The organism is Gluconobacter frateurii (assembly GCF_002723955.1).
GTDB classification, from domain to species: Bacteria; Pseudomonadota; Alphaproteobacteria; order Acetobacterales; family Acetobacteraceae; genus Gluconobacter; species Gluconobacter frateurii.
On the sequence record NZ_BEWN01000006.1, the window covers coordinates 111673 to 124692 of the forward strand.

Here is a 13020-nt window from a genome sequence, read left to right on the forward strand (position 1 = left end):
GGACGGGGAAAACCGTCCCCAAAACGCTGCCATTACGGCAAAAATCGATACATCACGCAGCCTGAGAAGCCAGCCCCCCCTGCAGTTGGAGTACCCTCCACAGCAGCAGAATACGAGCCGCCGCCGCCTGCACCAAAGCGGGTTCCATCACGGCCAGCCTGATTCCCGCAGCGGCCACCGCCGCCCCACGGGCCATCTCCACCATAGCCTGCAAAGGTCGAGGCATTACTCTGGCCGTCTCCGCCCCAGCTCCCGGTCTGATTCCAGATCGTCCCTCCGGATGCAGTACCACCGTCCCCTCCGGCTGAACCCGTGTTGTCATAGAAGAAGCCACCATGGCCTCCACTGGCCTGAAGAAGTGTTTGCCCGTTGTAGCTGACCAGGGATGTTCCTCCTGTCTGCTCTGAGGCGCCCCCCCGGCCAATCGTGACTCCCAGAACCCCACCGCTGGTAGGGCTAACACCATAGATGCCCCAGGCATCACCGCCTCCGCCGCCGCCGCCGCCAGAAAAAGATCCGGTCAGCAACGTAGAACTGGACGACGCTCCGCCGCCTCCGCCGCCAATGACACGAAGCTCAACACGCGTTGCCCAGGCAGGTACGGAAAGAGACGTATCATTGGCCACAAGCTGCATTGGTTCTGCGATCGCACGTAGCAATGTCTGCGTCGCCAGTTCGGGAATAGTTGGCCAGAACGCCTGTCCAGGCTGTGGCTGTACACCCGCAAGCGAAGTGACTCCTTGTGGAACCGTCAGCGTATAAAGCGGAACCACTGTGCCCCCTGCGGGAGCCGCAGGCGCATCCGTTGCAATAATGAAAGACATTCCAGCCCAGCGACGGGTTGGAAGTACGTCACCACTATTGTTCAGTCCTGCCTGCGTCTGGGACGGATTAGCCGCATTGAAAAATGCAAGAACCGTCTGATCAACATCCTGTTCGGCACAGATCGCAAAAACCGTGTAGCTCGCACCCGTTCCTGGCACAGTGACTGTCACTGCCGTATCGCTGGAATACTGACATGTGGTTTGCGTCGGATCAGCACGATACCCGCCACCGGCTCCCCCAAAAGCAGTCGCATCCATGATGCCGGGAGCGGTAATGGAACCTGCACCAATCGTCACAGCCAACGAGGAAGAAGAAGGCGTACAGGCAAGCCCCGATGCTGCTACGACCCCTTGACCATACAGCATGTCAGACATATGGCCGATGGCGGCTTTCCCATACTTTCCTACGCGCAGAAGGTCCGTATCCAGCGGGATAGACCCCGCATATACAATCGCCCGATCCATTATTGCTCCACTCGAACCCAGCCCGTCACGCCACCGGCCGCAGTTCGTTCAATCACTTGATAAATAACCTGTGTGTCAGAAGCCTGCCCCAACGCAGTTTCCAGAAAAAACTGGCCGCCTGACTGACTGCCATACCGTAATCCGGCACAACCATATCCCACGCCGCCACCACAGGACGGCGATGCTAAAGACGCCTGTGCATGACAATCTGCCGCATTCAGAGGCTCGATAATGACAGGCTCCACCCCCGTAACAGCAACCAGCGCGTCCCTCACAGCCTGTCGGGTATTCCGCGGTGCCACCAGAGAATTCACGATGCGAGCACGATAATCTCTGTCGCCTTCAGATGCTCTTCGAGGCAGCCCATCCACGCCAAAATAATCGGCCGCCAGCATATCGAGAAAGGCGCCACTCATGGTCGTTAGCCGTATCTGGCTCCGACACTCCTCCATGAGTACCCAGATACCAGTGAGGACCGTCGCGAAACCTGTCAGAATGGCAACAAGAACTGGCGCTTCTTCCTCTTCCAGACCCTGCGGAGGAGATGGAAACCAGCCGACAGGAAGAAGCGCACGAAGCCGAGCAGTGAAATCGTCAACAGATCCCGGTAATGGCCCGGTATCCAGAAGAGCCTTTCCATCCGTAGCCTGCAGAACAAGGCCTTCTTCATCATAAAGAGTAGCCATAATCAGCTTCCAGCCTGAGCGGGACTCATAAGCGGGATACGATAATCGGATCCATTGATATTGATATGCAGAAATCCACCATCAACAGTTGTTGGGAGTGTCGCACCAGCCCCACTAACGGGAGACGACATCTGCAACTCACCACCATCAGCCGGAAAAAGTCCCAGATTGGCTGATCCATTTTCTCCCTGTTGAACATACAGACCAGCCGCCTGGCTTCCTGCACCAGCCTGGACCTGAAGAGCATTATTAGGAGCAGACATGCTCCCAACAGAAAAAAGCGTCTGACCTTCAATATTACTGAAGAGAATTTCGTTATCGATGAAATCCTGACGTACCCCTTTTGCGCGTTCCGTGACCGTGGATCGTACAAAAGCGCCGACATTGTTGCCTGCCACTCCAGAAACAACTTCAGGTGTGTGCCACTCCACAGCATGATTGCGCGCCAGCGAAAGGGCTGAGGCATATCCCGCATCAGTTCCGTCCGTCCCGCGAAGGGATGTCGCACCGAAAACAATTCCGGTCTGCCAGGCATTCGGATTTGAAACAAAGACTACTCCGGCCGCTGCATCCGCCGTACCAGTCGTCTGCCCCCCACCGGCACCAAGCTGGATCCCGTACACGCCCCCGCCTACATTCGGAGCGTAAGGATTGGACTGACCGACAGCCAGTCCACCAAAGTTGACGGCCTCCAGCTCCATAACAAAGGTCGGCTGATAATTCACGCCCGCGAGGCGCCATGCCTCTCCATAATATGCATACGCAGTTGTGGTCGTCGGGGTGGAGGTATCGTCAGCAACGCCCCACGCAGCCACACCGATCGAACTTGGTTGGAAGCCAAGCATCTCAGGTGCGGTTTTTGCATCAGACGTGCGGGATGCCGCGACGAAAGCACTATTTCCATACTGAGCAACGGACGCACACTGCGCATCCTGTAGTGCCCACGGTCCAATGGACGTTTCAGACATCGTCCGGGACAGCCAGTCATTATTCGACGCCGCTTCACGGTCACTCAGTCCAGGGTTGGCAGCCGCGTCCCCAATCAGCACACGGTCTGCAAACCGGCTGATTTTCGCGCCTTTATCCTGGTAAAATTCTCCAGTCGGCTTAGAAACCGCAGGGGCGCCAGCAATCTGGGATGCCGTTGCCGTAACAGTGTGCTGACCGCTGGCATCTGCAAGAACGAGAACTTCGTTTCCGGTCAGCGTTTCAAGTTTTGGATATCTATTAAAAACAGGCATAGTCTTCCCCATCCTCCGCAAATATTCATGCAGGAGGCCTGTCTGTCAGTTTTGAGTGACGCTGATCTGAATACTGCCAACTGCCAGAGCCTGATCGCCGTTTGCCGGAATATCCAACTGACTGCCGTTGAGACGCACATCAAGAACGGATGTGACCGTTAAGCCAGCTCCCACATATGCCAGATAGGACAGCCTGCTATAGGCATACCCACTGCCTACGGTCGTACCTGCAATATCCTGTGCAATTGCATTCTGGATTGCTGTAATGGCCTGCTGTGTTCCCACAGATGCCGGTACAACAACAGTCATGGAAACATTCAGGACTAAAAGAGAGGGCGCTCGCACACCAAATGCAACACCCAGCGCCCTGACCTCATCTACAGCGTCATAAACCTGTGTCAGCAGTTGGTCAGAAGGAACGCCGCTGCCATCATTCAAAACAACAGTAAAATAGCCAGAACGTGCGGTATCATCCGCAGCCAGCCCGTCCCGCAACGAATATGACAGACCTGTCTGAACACCCAAAACAGCATTTCCAACTGCCGCCCTGCTGGCGGACGCTTTCGCTGCCAGCCACAATGGAAAGCGAGCCCGAAGCTCCGCGTCCGTTTCCTGATCCGAACCATTCAGAAACGCCGCAGGGTTTGTGACCGTATCAATGCCCGAAATGGCCGTACCCATCAGACAGATTGCGCCAATGGGGACATTGCCGATTGCACCGGCAGTCTGACACTGAACCGGAACCGAAATATTCGACACACCAGCCGCGCGTACATAACCACCAGCCGTTTCAGACCAGACTGCAAGCGTGCTATCTTTCACCACACTAAAAGACAAACCAGAAACCGTTCGCGCAATCGTGCCAGGCACAACAACAGCCGATTGCTGGGATGGCGAAAAAGACGACATGGTTAGCAGACCGGTGGAAGATGTTCCCGGAAGGCGTGACATCCCGAAATCCTGGACAAAACTGTCACAATCTTCTGCCGTACACGTCGCCAAACGGGTTCGAAGTAAAGTTTGCAACACCAGATACTGCAACCACAGCCCGATGCCGCCAACACTTTCCATCAGCGCACGAACTGGTGAACCGACAGAAACATCCAGCAATTGCGCACAGGAAGATTGCGCCGTTACCACTGCGGTAGAAACCGTTGTGGCAAACGAGCGAAGAGAAAGAGACATTACATCCTCCAGAGGCGCCTGACCGAAGCAGGCACATCTTTTTACGAAGAAAAATCCAGGGTCTGCGCTTGCCCGGTGTCAGCATCCACATAGGAAATCCTGCACCGACACACGCCGTTAGGGTCCGAACTTACATCGACCTCAACAGGGGAATAAGGATCCACCCCTGTATCTTTTTGAACCTGAGTCCGAATGGCCGCCTGCATTGCAGAAGGAACGACGACGTCCCCAATCATACCTTGCAAGCCAACGCCATAATCAAGCTGCCAGATATAATCCCCGGAGTTTGTCAGTAACCGCCGCAAAATACGTTGACGAACTTCTTCCGAACCAGAAACAACAGAAAGCCCACCATTTTCCAGGAGCAGATCGCCACCATAAAAATGCCCGATGGAACTCATCCTACCGGCCCTCCTGTGGACTGTGTTCCGACGAGATGAATATGATTGTTCAGTGAATGCTCATCGGTCTGGATGTCACCGGAAAAGACCTTCAGGCCATTTGCAGACAATACGGCCCTAACGCTGCCAACCGTCAGAACAATCTCATCTTGAGAGATGACGAAACTTGAGGTTCCGGCCCCAAGCGTCACGCCTTTTCGTCCGATCTGGCACCAGCCAGCTTCTGCATTTTCCTGCATGAAAGACGATAAAGCGTCGCTAGCAGGTGGTTCGCCACACCCCGCACGGATCAGCATTTCTCCGGGTTGGACAACACTTCCATCCAGAGGCGAGACAGGCGCTCTCACAACAGTGTCGAAAACTGCTCCAATCGCAACAAGATGTTCAGCATCTCCTTCAATCGGAAGCAGCACAACATGGGTGCCGGGTTCGGAAGGACAGGCAATCCTGAGATCTCCCGCCTGAATCCCTCCAACATCTGCAATCCAACCCGTCTCTATGTCATCCGGTTGAATTTTGACTTTGATCGCGTGGTTGACAGGATCAACAGCAGACACCACTCCAAAAACAGCATGCGCGCTTCTATTGACCAGTGCAGCACTGACCATCTGCATTTGTGTCATGCCTCACTCTCCCCGTTTGCGTAACACGACATGCTGTACAAAACCCTCTTCCAGCGAAAATCGTGACACAACCTGATCCACTCCAAGAATTTCCTCTGCCTGTCCCGACGCAATCCGCATAAATTGACGCGGTCCAAGGCCGATCAGACCAGGCATTGAGACCCGTGCAGACACTGCATGAGCAGCTATCCGCTCATATTTTCCACGAGCCAATCGCCGAAGATCTTCCACCCTGCGACCCGGAACCCTAAAACTGTGAAATGTTTTCTCTGTTACAGGCGCATTTTCTGAGAATGTTTTTCCATCGTAATATAAATGAGTGCTGTTACGCTGCCTTGAATCCCAGGAAGCAAGATGCACTATGACCCCTGATGATAACTGCAAATCTCGAGCAATATCGGTCTCGAAAACAATTCCATTTGCATCAATGACGCTCTGGGCCTGATTCGAAGTCTGCATTGGTTGACACACCAGCGCCTTCCCATCCGCGTACAGATCGCAAAGCGCCTCGCGCGCAACAGAAAATGCCAGATCGGCTGCAGTCTGAAATCGATGCTGAGAAAGAAAAGAGCCGCGCTTATGTTCGATTTGCCAGAACTGCCCCAACATATGATCCGGCATATCGGTCGGAAATGATACTCGTGCGTCTAGCCCGCCCGCCTCAGCTAGTACGGACAGAAGATCAGATCCAGTATGATTCAACCATGCGTCTTGCACACGCAGATCAATCAATTGTGCCAGAGCATCTCTGCATTCCATTTCGATAACGGAATACATCGAAAGAACGCGCACATGATCTACGCGCCCCTGAAAAATCGTGCTCCAATTCGGATTAGCTACCTTTAGATCCCGAATTTCCACAGACACCCATGGGGTGACCGTAGCGCCGCTTTCAAACCAGAGTGCAGAACTGCTTACTGACGCTTGACTGCGAACAAAGGTCAGAACTGCAGTGTCACACGCCTCATATCTATGAGAATCAATTTCGAATTTTTTTAAAAATAATACGGAATTTTCAATCCCGTCCCACAGGACACGAACCTCTAATTGACGATCTGTCATTGTCCCACGTCATCAGGAAGACCTGACGAACTCTCCGATACAGTTCCTGGAATTTTCAGCATAAGAACTGTTTCAACCCACCCCAGATCAGGATCATTCAGCCCATTGAAATCCGCGATCCGCCACCACTGGCAAGCATCGCCCAGTTCTTTCGCCGCAACGTGAAACAGAGAAATATCCGCCGAAGTTACGATAATATCTTTCATGAATCCTCACGAATGAACTGCCGGCATTTGTGCAGTGAGGCCTTGTGCCTGTCCGACATACGCGTTCGACCGATTGACCAACCCTCCGACGTCTGCCCCCACGCTTTGTACGGCTGCATTTCCCATAACAGCGGAGAGAGAAGAGGCATTCTCGATCTGGATATTTTCAATATTCTGGCCAGAAATTTCGAGTGCCGACATCAATCCTTGTCCAGAAACACTAAGTTGCTGCGACAAACTATCCAGAACTGTCGAGGCACCTGCCAGATTCGTAGCCCCTTGGCTTAAAGCACTGGTTGTCGCGAGTGCGTCACTGACTTTGGCAAGAGAGCCACCCGCGCCAACCAATGTGCCCAAAGGCATGAGCTGACCTACAATCGAGCCAACCTGTCCACTTTCGACAAACAAACCGTCAGACACGGCAGAAATAACATCCGTTAATTGAGTCAAACCGCTGTCAACATCATTTCCCAAAACATCTGAAAGCGTATTTCCTACGGTTGCAGAACCCACACTTTCTGCTGGTCTTTCAAGAGTAAGCTCATATGAGCAAAGCGCACCTTTCGCTTCATAAGAATAAACGAAGCGTACAATCCAGACTTGTAGAGCAATGCCCGCCGCAGAAAACACTACAGGCGCGCCACGAACACGCATTTTCTCAATGGCCTGAGCCCGTGCCTGTGCATTCGGTCCAAGAAATTTACCTGTGAGCTCCAGACGACCTGGATCATTGCCCAGCGTATCAACAACACGCCCACCACCAGGAAGCCGATGAACCACCATCATCTGGCGGCCACCGACCTGCAAACGATCCGGAACTTCAATGCCTGTAAGTACCAGATCCCCGAGCATGACGGGCGCCGTTGCTCCCAAACGCCCAACAGAGCCAATGGCATTTTCAAGTGCAGAGAGCGTCAAGCCCATCAATGCTCTCCTTTATTTTAACTCATTCCAATACTGCGGCCGGGGTATTGCGGAAACCTTAGCTCATCTACGCCTCCGTGCCCCTGACGTGCCGCGAGCCTCGAACTCCGTTCCAGATCGTATCTCTCAAACATTCCAGAATGTGATTTTGAAGGAAACTCCCCCCACTCATCAGGAGAAAAATCTTCCTTTACAATACGAGGCTTACCATTTTGATTTCGCATCATATTTTCTGAAAGATTTTTCCTTAATGGACCGGAAGGAGCCATGCTATCCTGGGACTGATTATTCGCGCTTTGAACGGAATTACGCTTCCATCCTACAAAACGGATAAAATTATTATCCTGCATTGCGGAAAAATTGTTATCACGCCCACAAAAAATTGCGCTTCCGAAATTTCCTCTCACAACAGAACGTCCAAGCTCTTTTGACTCAACTTTTTTACGACGCAATGCCTTAGAGACAAAATTAACACGCTTCGAAAAGGACGTTGCATTTTCGCGATCAGCGAACGAAAAAACAGAATTTGAGGTCAGCTTTACGGGCCGGATCGAAGCTGGTGTGGTCGAATTTTTAAAAATCTTTTCTGGTAAATTCCTGTTTGCCAAGGTGCCGGATTTGATATCTGTCGCACCACCACGAACAATTTTCCTCAACCGCCCGAGAGAAACACGAATATTATTACCTGCTCCCGAAAAACTCTTATCCCCCTCACGAGCAGTCAATATTCTTCCTACATGCACCATTCCCGAAGGAAAACTCGACCGCAATTTTCCATCGGGGCTTAGGCGAGCTTTAAATCGTCTTCGCAACGGCACAAACGAGGATACAGAACCTCCTGATCGCCCTCTAAAGACATGTCGGGCCACCGGCAGAGCGAACTGAAACGCCTCATTCCGTAATTTACCTGTGCGCATCTCTATTCCCGATACTGCCTTCGACCCCAGTCAAACACATGCCCGTCGCGCTCCGCCGTGATAATGCATGCCGCCATTCGCCTAGCCCGAGACCACGATTTCAGGATATTCCACGGCACTCCATGATCCAGAAGATATAGCATCTCCTGAAACACGGAGTGCCGGCTCAGTTTTTTGCTGTAGCCACCATAGCCTCGTCATCCTGTTCCTGCTGGAAAAGAGGATGAAGAGCCGCCACTCCAATTTTACCTAACCGGCGCGCCAGCTCACGAATTTCTTCTTTCGTTCCCGGCATTTGCACGGGAACTCCATCAATCGCCGTAACAGAACAGATCATTTCTGCATAACCAAGCCAGGTGGCTGCAGCAGGCCCATTAACCGCCGAGCCTGCGGCTTCGATCAGATCCAGCATATCGGCGGGATCAATCTCTTTGAGAGTCAGGCAACGCCCATCCGAAAGAGACACACTTTCCGGAAGTATACTCACGAGATTTTCGTCCTTGTAGAAGCAAAGAACTGGACTGTCTGATGGACCATCTGGTCAGACTGCCACGCATCATTTTTCAGTTTGATGGAAATATTCGTATATTCCCACGTACTGGTCGTCCCGTCCGGTTCCATCACGTACTGATAGATCGTACCGCTTCCGACCGTACCCGCATTCCAGTAAGCCGCCTCAATCGCAGCCACCAGATTGTCAAGTGCAGCACTTGCCCGAGCAATCTGAAATGAGCCTCTCCAACCATTAGGAACATTAAATTCCACAGGCATTCCGTTGAGCGGGCTGGCACGCAGAGCATGCGTCTCCTGCGAAGCGCCAAAAGACGTCACATCCCGAAGATCAACGCGCTGTCCGTTCCACAGAACCGTAATCCGGCAATCCCTGCCAATGCTGTATGGATTTGCCATATTCAGACACTCCCGCCTGCAGACGTCACCGTCACGGACGTACCACCCTGCAGGTTCACTACAAATTTCTCGTTGATACCCTGATATCGCACAGCAACATCCGCCTGAACGTATCCAAGAGCTGTCCGTGTCTGAGGGTTATTGGAACTGTCGCAAACCACACTGTAAGGCAGCTCACCGTTTTGAACACCCAGAATTCCCTGAGACAGCAGGGACGACAGAAAGCCTAAAAGCGTCGAACGAATATCCGAGAACAACGTGTCATTCACAACCTGGCCAACATAAGCTCCCATCCCTCCTGCGAGAGAAGATGCAATATAATTGGTCAGTCGCGTGTAATTGTCGCCATTTACCGTCACTTTGCTCGATGCATTATGCCCACACCGCACAGCCCAGTAAGACCCGCCTGGTGCAGGGTTGCAAATGACATCAATCCCGGCCGTAAATAGCGTGGAAAGCTCTGCCGTCGAATACGTTGCGCTACTGCCGCTCAGACCTGACTTCTGGCTACCCACAATCCCTGCCAACGCCTTGTTAAGACTCGACTGCTCAGGAGAGAGCGCGGCCAGAATGCCTGCTGCAAAAGCCTGCGGGCTGACAAGCATCATTCCATTAACGTCATCATTCCACCACAGCCAGTCACCAAACATCAATTTAACAGCTGATGAATCCAGCCCACTGGCAGCCTTAACCGCCACAGCGTTCGTCACGCTGTCATAAGAAGGGCCGGAGGCAATCATGTACGCCCCTTCCCCAAGCCCGAATGCAGCTTGAGCGGAATACGATGTGCTGTCCGTAACCCCATGTAGAAGCGCTATCGCACAACCCTGTCCTCGCAGGGCATACATCCCTGTTCGAACACTGTCATCTTTTCCCAGAAAAGCCGAAACAGAAGGCGCCCCGCCATCCAAACCACCCGACAAGGTCACAGCGCCAACCGTGATATCAGGCACAGTCTCCGGCAGGTGCACCATAATCAGAGCCGACAGATCCTGCGCAACAGCCGCCGCGAGCGTCGTCCAGTTACTACCGGCGTAACTGGCAAAGCCCAGAACAGGATGCGAAACTGCCAGTGCATAGCCCGAACCTGTTGCACTTACAGTCGCAACAATACCGTTACCAACTGTCCCCGTATGGGCAGCCTGAAGAGATACATCCCCAAAACTGCCAGAGGCCGCTACATCTGTGCCATCCGTAACACGCACTACCACGAAAGAGGATGCCCCTTGCATGGCTGCGATATTCACAGCCAAACCAGCATCCGTCACTGCATTCTGTTTTGCCCCAAAGGCGGCAAGGTAATCACTCATCCCGCCTACGGGAACAGGTGAACCAACAGGCCCCCAACCCGCAGTTCCCACAATACCAAGTTTGGAAGAGGAAGCACCTGTCAGTCCAAGTGTCTGTGGCTGTGCAATCTGCACATAAAGATTAGGCACCGTGAGTGCCGTCGTATTCAGCGTACCCGCCTGATAAACCAGAGACATCCGCCGGTATTACTCCCAAAACAAAAAAAGCCTTCTGCTCCAGGGCCGGAACAGAAGGCTTCTCCAATTAAATTCTTTTTCTTTTCAGTCTGCCGAACTGACAACCGTACCAAACTGATTCAGCGACATTCCCGGATATTCAAACTGGGCAGACACAGAAAGAGCAGCAGAGGCCATCGCCTCCAGCGCCCGTTTCACAACATCCTCCCCAGGTGCAGGTGCAATTGCACCAAAGCCACTGTCCTGCCCTCCGACATCAATAGTCCCCACTCCAAACATCATGTCAGCAGTCCATTGGGTCTGGAGCGTGTCAAAAATCAGCTCATAGAGATAATCCCGACGATAAACCGCCTGATTTTGCATGGCGTCAACATCTTCAACACCCACAAACTTCAACTGCGCCTGTCGACCATCCAATGTCGATATCCAGTTCTTCTCCGCAAGCTCCGTATCAAGAGACCGCCCTATCATATCCCGAACGCTGGCATCCGCGGTCCAGACTGAAACACGATACAATTGACTCTGCCGGCGGCTAACGCGAACAGACTCCCCATATCCGACAACATTTCCAAGCACCGAAACACCCGGCACACTGACAACCGCACCATCCGCAGTCCCGTTCAGCAATTGTTTTGCCAAAGCAGAAGCCACAGTTTCTGCCGTATCTTGCGCGGTCACCGCATAAGCGGCCGTCGTCTGAAGTTCACCGTCGTCATACCAGAGGCCAACAACCCCTGAAGGAGGCAGATTTTCCGGAAAAACAACCTGCACGGATTGTCCACTCTGACGAACCGAAACAGTCGGCAGGATACGTGCCTGAACCTGCCACGGGCGCCCCAACGGTTCCGGTACAGTCGCCCCCTTTTGAGCAGCCATCGTGACAGTCACAAAATCGGTATAATTCCGAATATTCTGAGCTGTAAAAATATCACTGGGCAAAAGCCAGCCTCGTCGAACGATCGCCTGCCGCCCAGTAACGGAGGATTTTTCCAAACCGTCGGGGTATAATATTCCCGCACAGACATACGCCAGCGCCTGACTCATCTGAGAGGCATCCGCCATATCTATGTCCTCTCAGATCTGCTGCAAAGACATGGTGCACCGCAAGCCCCAGTCAGACATTTCAGCAGTATTCACAGTATAGGTAACATCGAGATCTGTCGTGACCGTCATGTAAGGCTGAAGCATGACACCAGGAAGACGTGGCAGGTACATGATAAACTGACCCGGCCGTACGGAACCTGGAACGCCACTCCCCGAACCTTCTCCTTTTGACCTCAAAACAATCGCGGCAGGACAATCCTCAATAACATTCCCTTCTGTTCCGGTCACGCCGCTGACCTGTACAACCCGGCTACAAGCGACACATAAGGGTGGCCTCAAATCCTCAACCGCCGCGACAAAAAACGTTTTCCCAGCACATGTCAGAATATCCCCAACCAGCGTATCATCTCGCCGATCCGTCAGAACATATTCCATAACCTTGCCCCAACCAGGAACGCGGGAAAATGAAAACGAGTCATCCGTGTCAAAAGCGAGCATGGGATGGGCATAAACCGCCTGCATCGGCTCCAGCGGATTAACAGGCCGATACTGCACACCCGTCTGCCCCAGGATACCCGCTGCTTTTGCGTGTCCTTTACAGATCCTGGACGCAATCAGTTCCAGATTCATCATGCCTCCTTCAAATCACCACGGCACGACCATCCTGCAGTTCCAGACCGCCCGTCACACCAAGAAACGCACAGAGACGACGCCTCCAAAGCGTAAAAAGCGTCACCCGATCCCGCAATTCATGACCATTGTGATACCAGCTCGCAGCCTGCGCCGTATCCAGATTGTCCGAAGCCCCAAGAAGGGCCGTTTCAAGAGGGTAAAGCTGCAACAAATACAGCCGGATCTGCTGAAGTTCTGCGCCTGACAGGTTCCCCATACGCCATTCAAGCGCTCCTTCAACCTGAAAGAAACGCCAGGATTCCTGCCCTGTCTCCCGAGACCCGACAGCCGGATACCCGCAGAACCTACGGACATCCATTTTCTCTCCTTCCGTTAAAGGAGTAGAAGACAGACTTACCGTTCCAGACATAGTT

The 13020-nt window shown here is 52.9% G+C and carries 16 protein-coding genes; all 16 read right to left on the reverse strand.

The features are described from left to right. Positions 1 to 32: 32 nt before the first annotated feature. The 16 genes from GFR01_RS15070 to GFR01_RS15140 all read right to left on the reverse strand — a co-directional run bounded on the left by GFR01_RS15070 (position 33) and on the right by GFR01_RS15140 (position 13016). The gene (locus GFR01_RS15070) at positions 33 to 1289 is read right to left on the reverse strand and encodes a glycine-rich domain-containing protein (protein ID WP_099183099.1); all 1257 of its coding nucleotides are present in this window, start codon (positions 1287 to 1289) and stop codon (positions 33 to 35) included. Beyond that, entirely contained in the window at positions 1289 to 1975 is a 687-nt protein-coding gene (locus tag GFR01_RS15075; protein WP_099183100.1) for a hypothetical protein, read from the reverse strand. The genes GFR01_RS15070 and GFR01_RS15075 overlap by 1 nt, the downstream gene beginning before the upstream one ends. A 2-nt stretch (positions 1976 to 1977) precedes the next feature. Next, positions 1978 to 3216 carry a hypothetical protein gene (locus tag GFR01_RS15080; protein WP_099183101.1) on the reverse strand — a complete coding sequence of 413 codons (1239 nt, stop codon included), beginning with the start codon at positions 3214 to 3216 and terminating at the stop codon, positions 1978 to 1980. A 45-nt stretch (positions 3217 to 3261) separates the two neighbouring features. After that, the gene (locus tag GFR01_RS15085) at positions 3262 to 4401 is read right to left on the reverse strand and encodes a baseplate J/gp47 family protein (RefSeq protein ID WP_063903524.1); all 1140 of its coding nucleotides are present in this window, start codon (positions 4399 to 4401) and stop codon (positions 3262 to 3264) included. 41 nt (positions 4402 to 4442) lie between these two features. Beyond that, the gene (locus GFR01_RS15090; protein WP_099183102.1) at positions 4443 to 4802 is read right to left on the reverse strand and encodes a GPW/gp25 family protein; all 360 of its coding nucleotides are present in this window, start codon (positions 4800 to 4802) and stop codon (positions 4443 to 4445) included. Continuing rightward, the gene (locus GFR01_RS15095) at positions 4799 to 5425 is read right to left on the reverse strand and encodes a baseplate assembly protein (RefSeq protein ID WP_244902322.1); all 627 of its coding nucleotides are present in this window, start codon (positions 5423 to 5425) and stop codon (positions 4799 to 4801) included. Before GFR01_RS15095 ends, GFR01_RS15090 begins: the two co-directional genes overlap by 4 nt. A gap of 3 nt (positions 5426 to 5428) precedes the next feature. Then, the gene (locus tag GFR01_RS15100) at positions 5429 to 6487 is read right to left on the reverse strand and encodes a hypothetical protein (protein WP_099183103.1); all 1059 of its coding nucleotides are present in this window, start codon (positions 6485 to 6487) and stop codon (positions 5429 to 5431) included. Next, positions 6484 to 6693: a hypothetical protein gene (locus GFR01_RS15105; RefSeq protein WP_099183104.1), complete on the reverse strand. Its 210-nt coding sequence runs from the start codon at positions 6691 to 6693 to the stop codon at positions 6484 to 6486. The genes GFR01_RS15100 and GFR01_RS15105 overlap by 4 nt, the downstream gene beginning before the upstream one ends. 6 nt (positions 6694 to 6699) lie before the next feature. Continuing rightward, on the reverse strand, positions 6700 to 7617 hold the full coding sequence (locus GFR01_RS15110) for a hypothetical protein (protein WP_099183105.1): 918 nt from the start codon (positions 7615 to 7617) through the stop codon (positions 6700 to 6702). A gap of 17 nt (positions 7618 to 7634) precedes the next feature. Further along, positions 7635 to 8342 carry a hypothetical protein gene (locus tag GFR01_RS15575; protein WP_145994584.1) on the reverse strand — a complete coding sequence of 236 codons (708 nt, stop codon included), beginning with the start codon at positions 8340 to 8342 and terminating at the stop codon, positions 7635 to 7637. A gap of 358 nt (positions 8343 to 8700) precedes the next feature. Next, positions 8701 to 9021 (reverse strand): hypothetical protein, encoded by a 321-nt coding sequence (locus tag GFR01_RS15115; protein WP_099183106.1) that lies wholly within the window; start codon positions 9019 to 9021, stop codon positions 8701 to 8703. Continuing rightward, positions 9018 to 9443, reverse strand: a complete 426-nt coding sequence (locus GFR01_RS15120) for a hypothetical protein (protein WP_099183107.1) — start codon at positions 9441 to 9443, stop codon at positions 9018 to 9020. The genes GFR01_RS15115 and GFR01_RS15120 overlap by 4 nt, the downstream gene beginning before the upstream one ends. A gap of 2 nt (positions 9444 to 9445) precedes the next feature. Then, on the reverse strand, positions 9446 to 10930 hold the full coding sequence (locus GFR01_RS15125) for a phage tail sheath protein (RefSeq protein ID WP_099183108.1): 1485 nt from the start codon (positions 10928 to 10930) through the stop codon (positions 9446 to 9448). Positions 10931 to 11014: 84 nt separating this feature from the next. Continuing rightward, a complete protein-coding gene (locus GFR01_RS15130) occupies positions 11015 to 11992 on the reverse strand; it encodes a hypothetical protein (protein ID WP_099183109.1) in 978 nt (325 codons plus the stop codon). A gap of 12 nt (positions 11993 to 12004) precedes the next feature. Continuing rightward, complete coding sequence (locus GFR01_RS15135; RefSeq protein WP_099183110.1) at positions 12005 to 12607, reverse strand: hypothetical protein; 603 nt, start codon at positions 12605 to 12607, stop codon at positions 12005 to 12007. Positions 12608 to 12614: 7 nt separating this feature from the next. Next, the gene (locus tag GFR01_RS15140; RefSeq protein WP_099183111.1) at positions 12615 to 13016 is read right to left on the reverse strand and encodes a hypothetical protein; all 402 of its coding nucleotides are present in this window, start codon (positions 13014 to 13016) and stop codon (positions 12615 to 12617) included. Positions 13017 to 13020 lie beyond the last annotated feature (4 nt).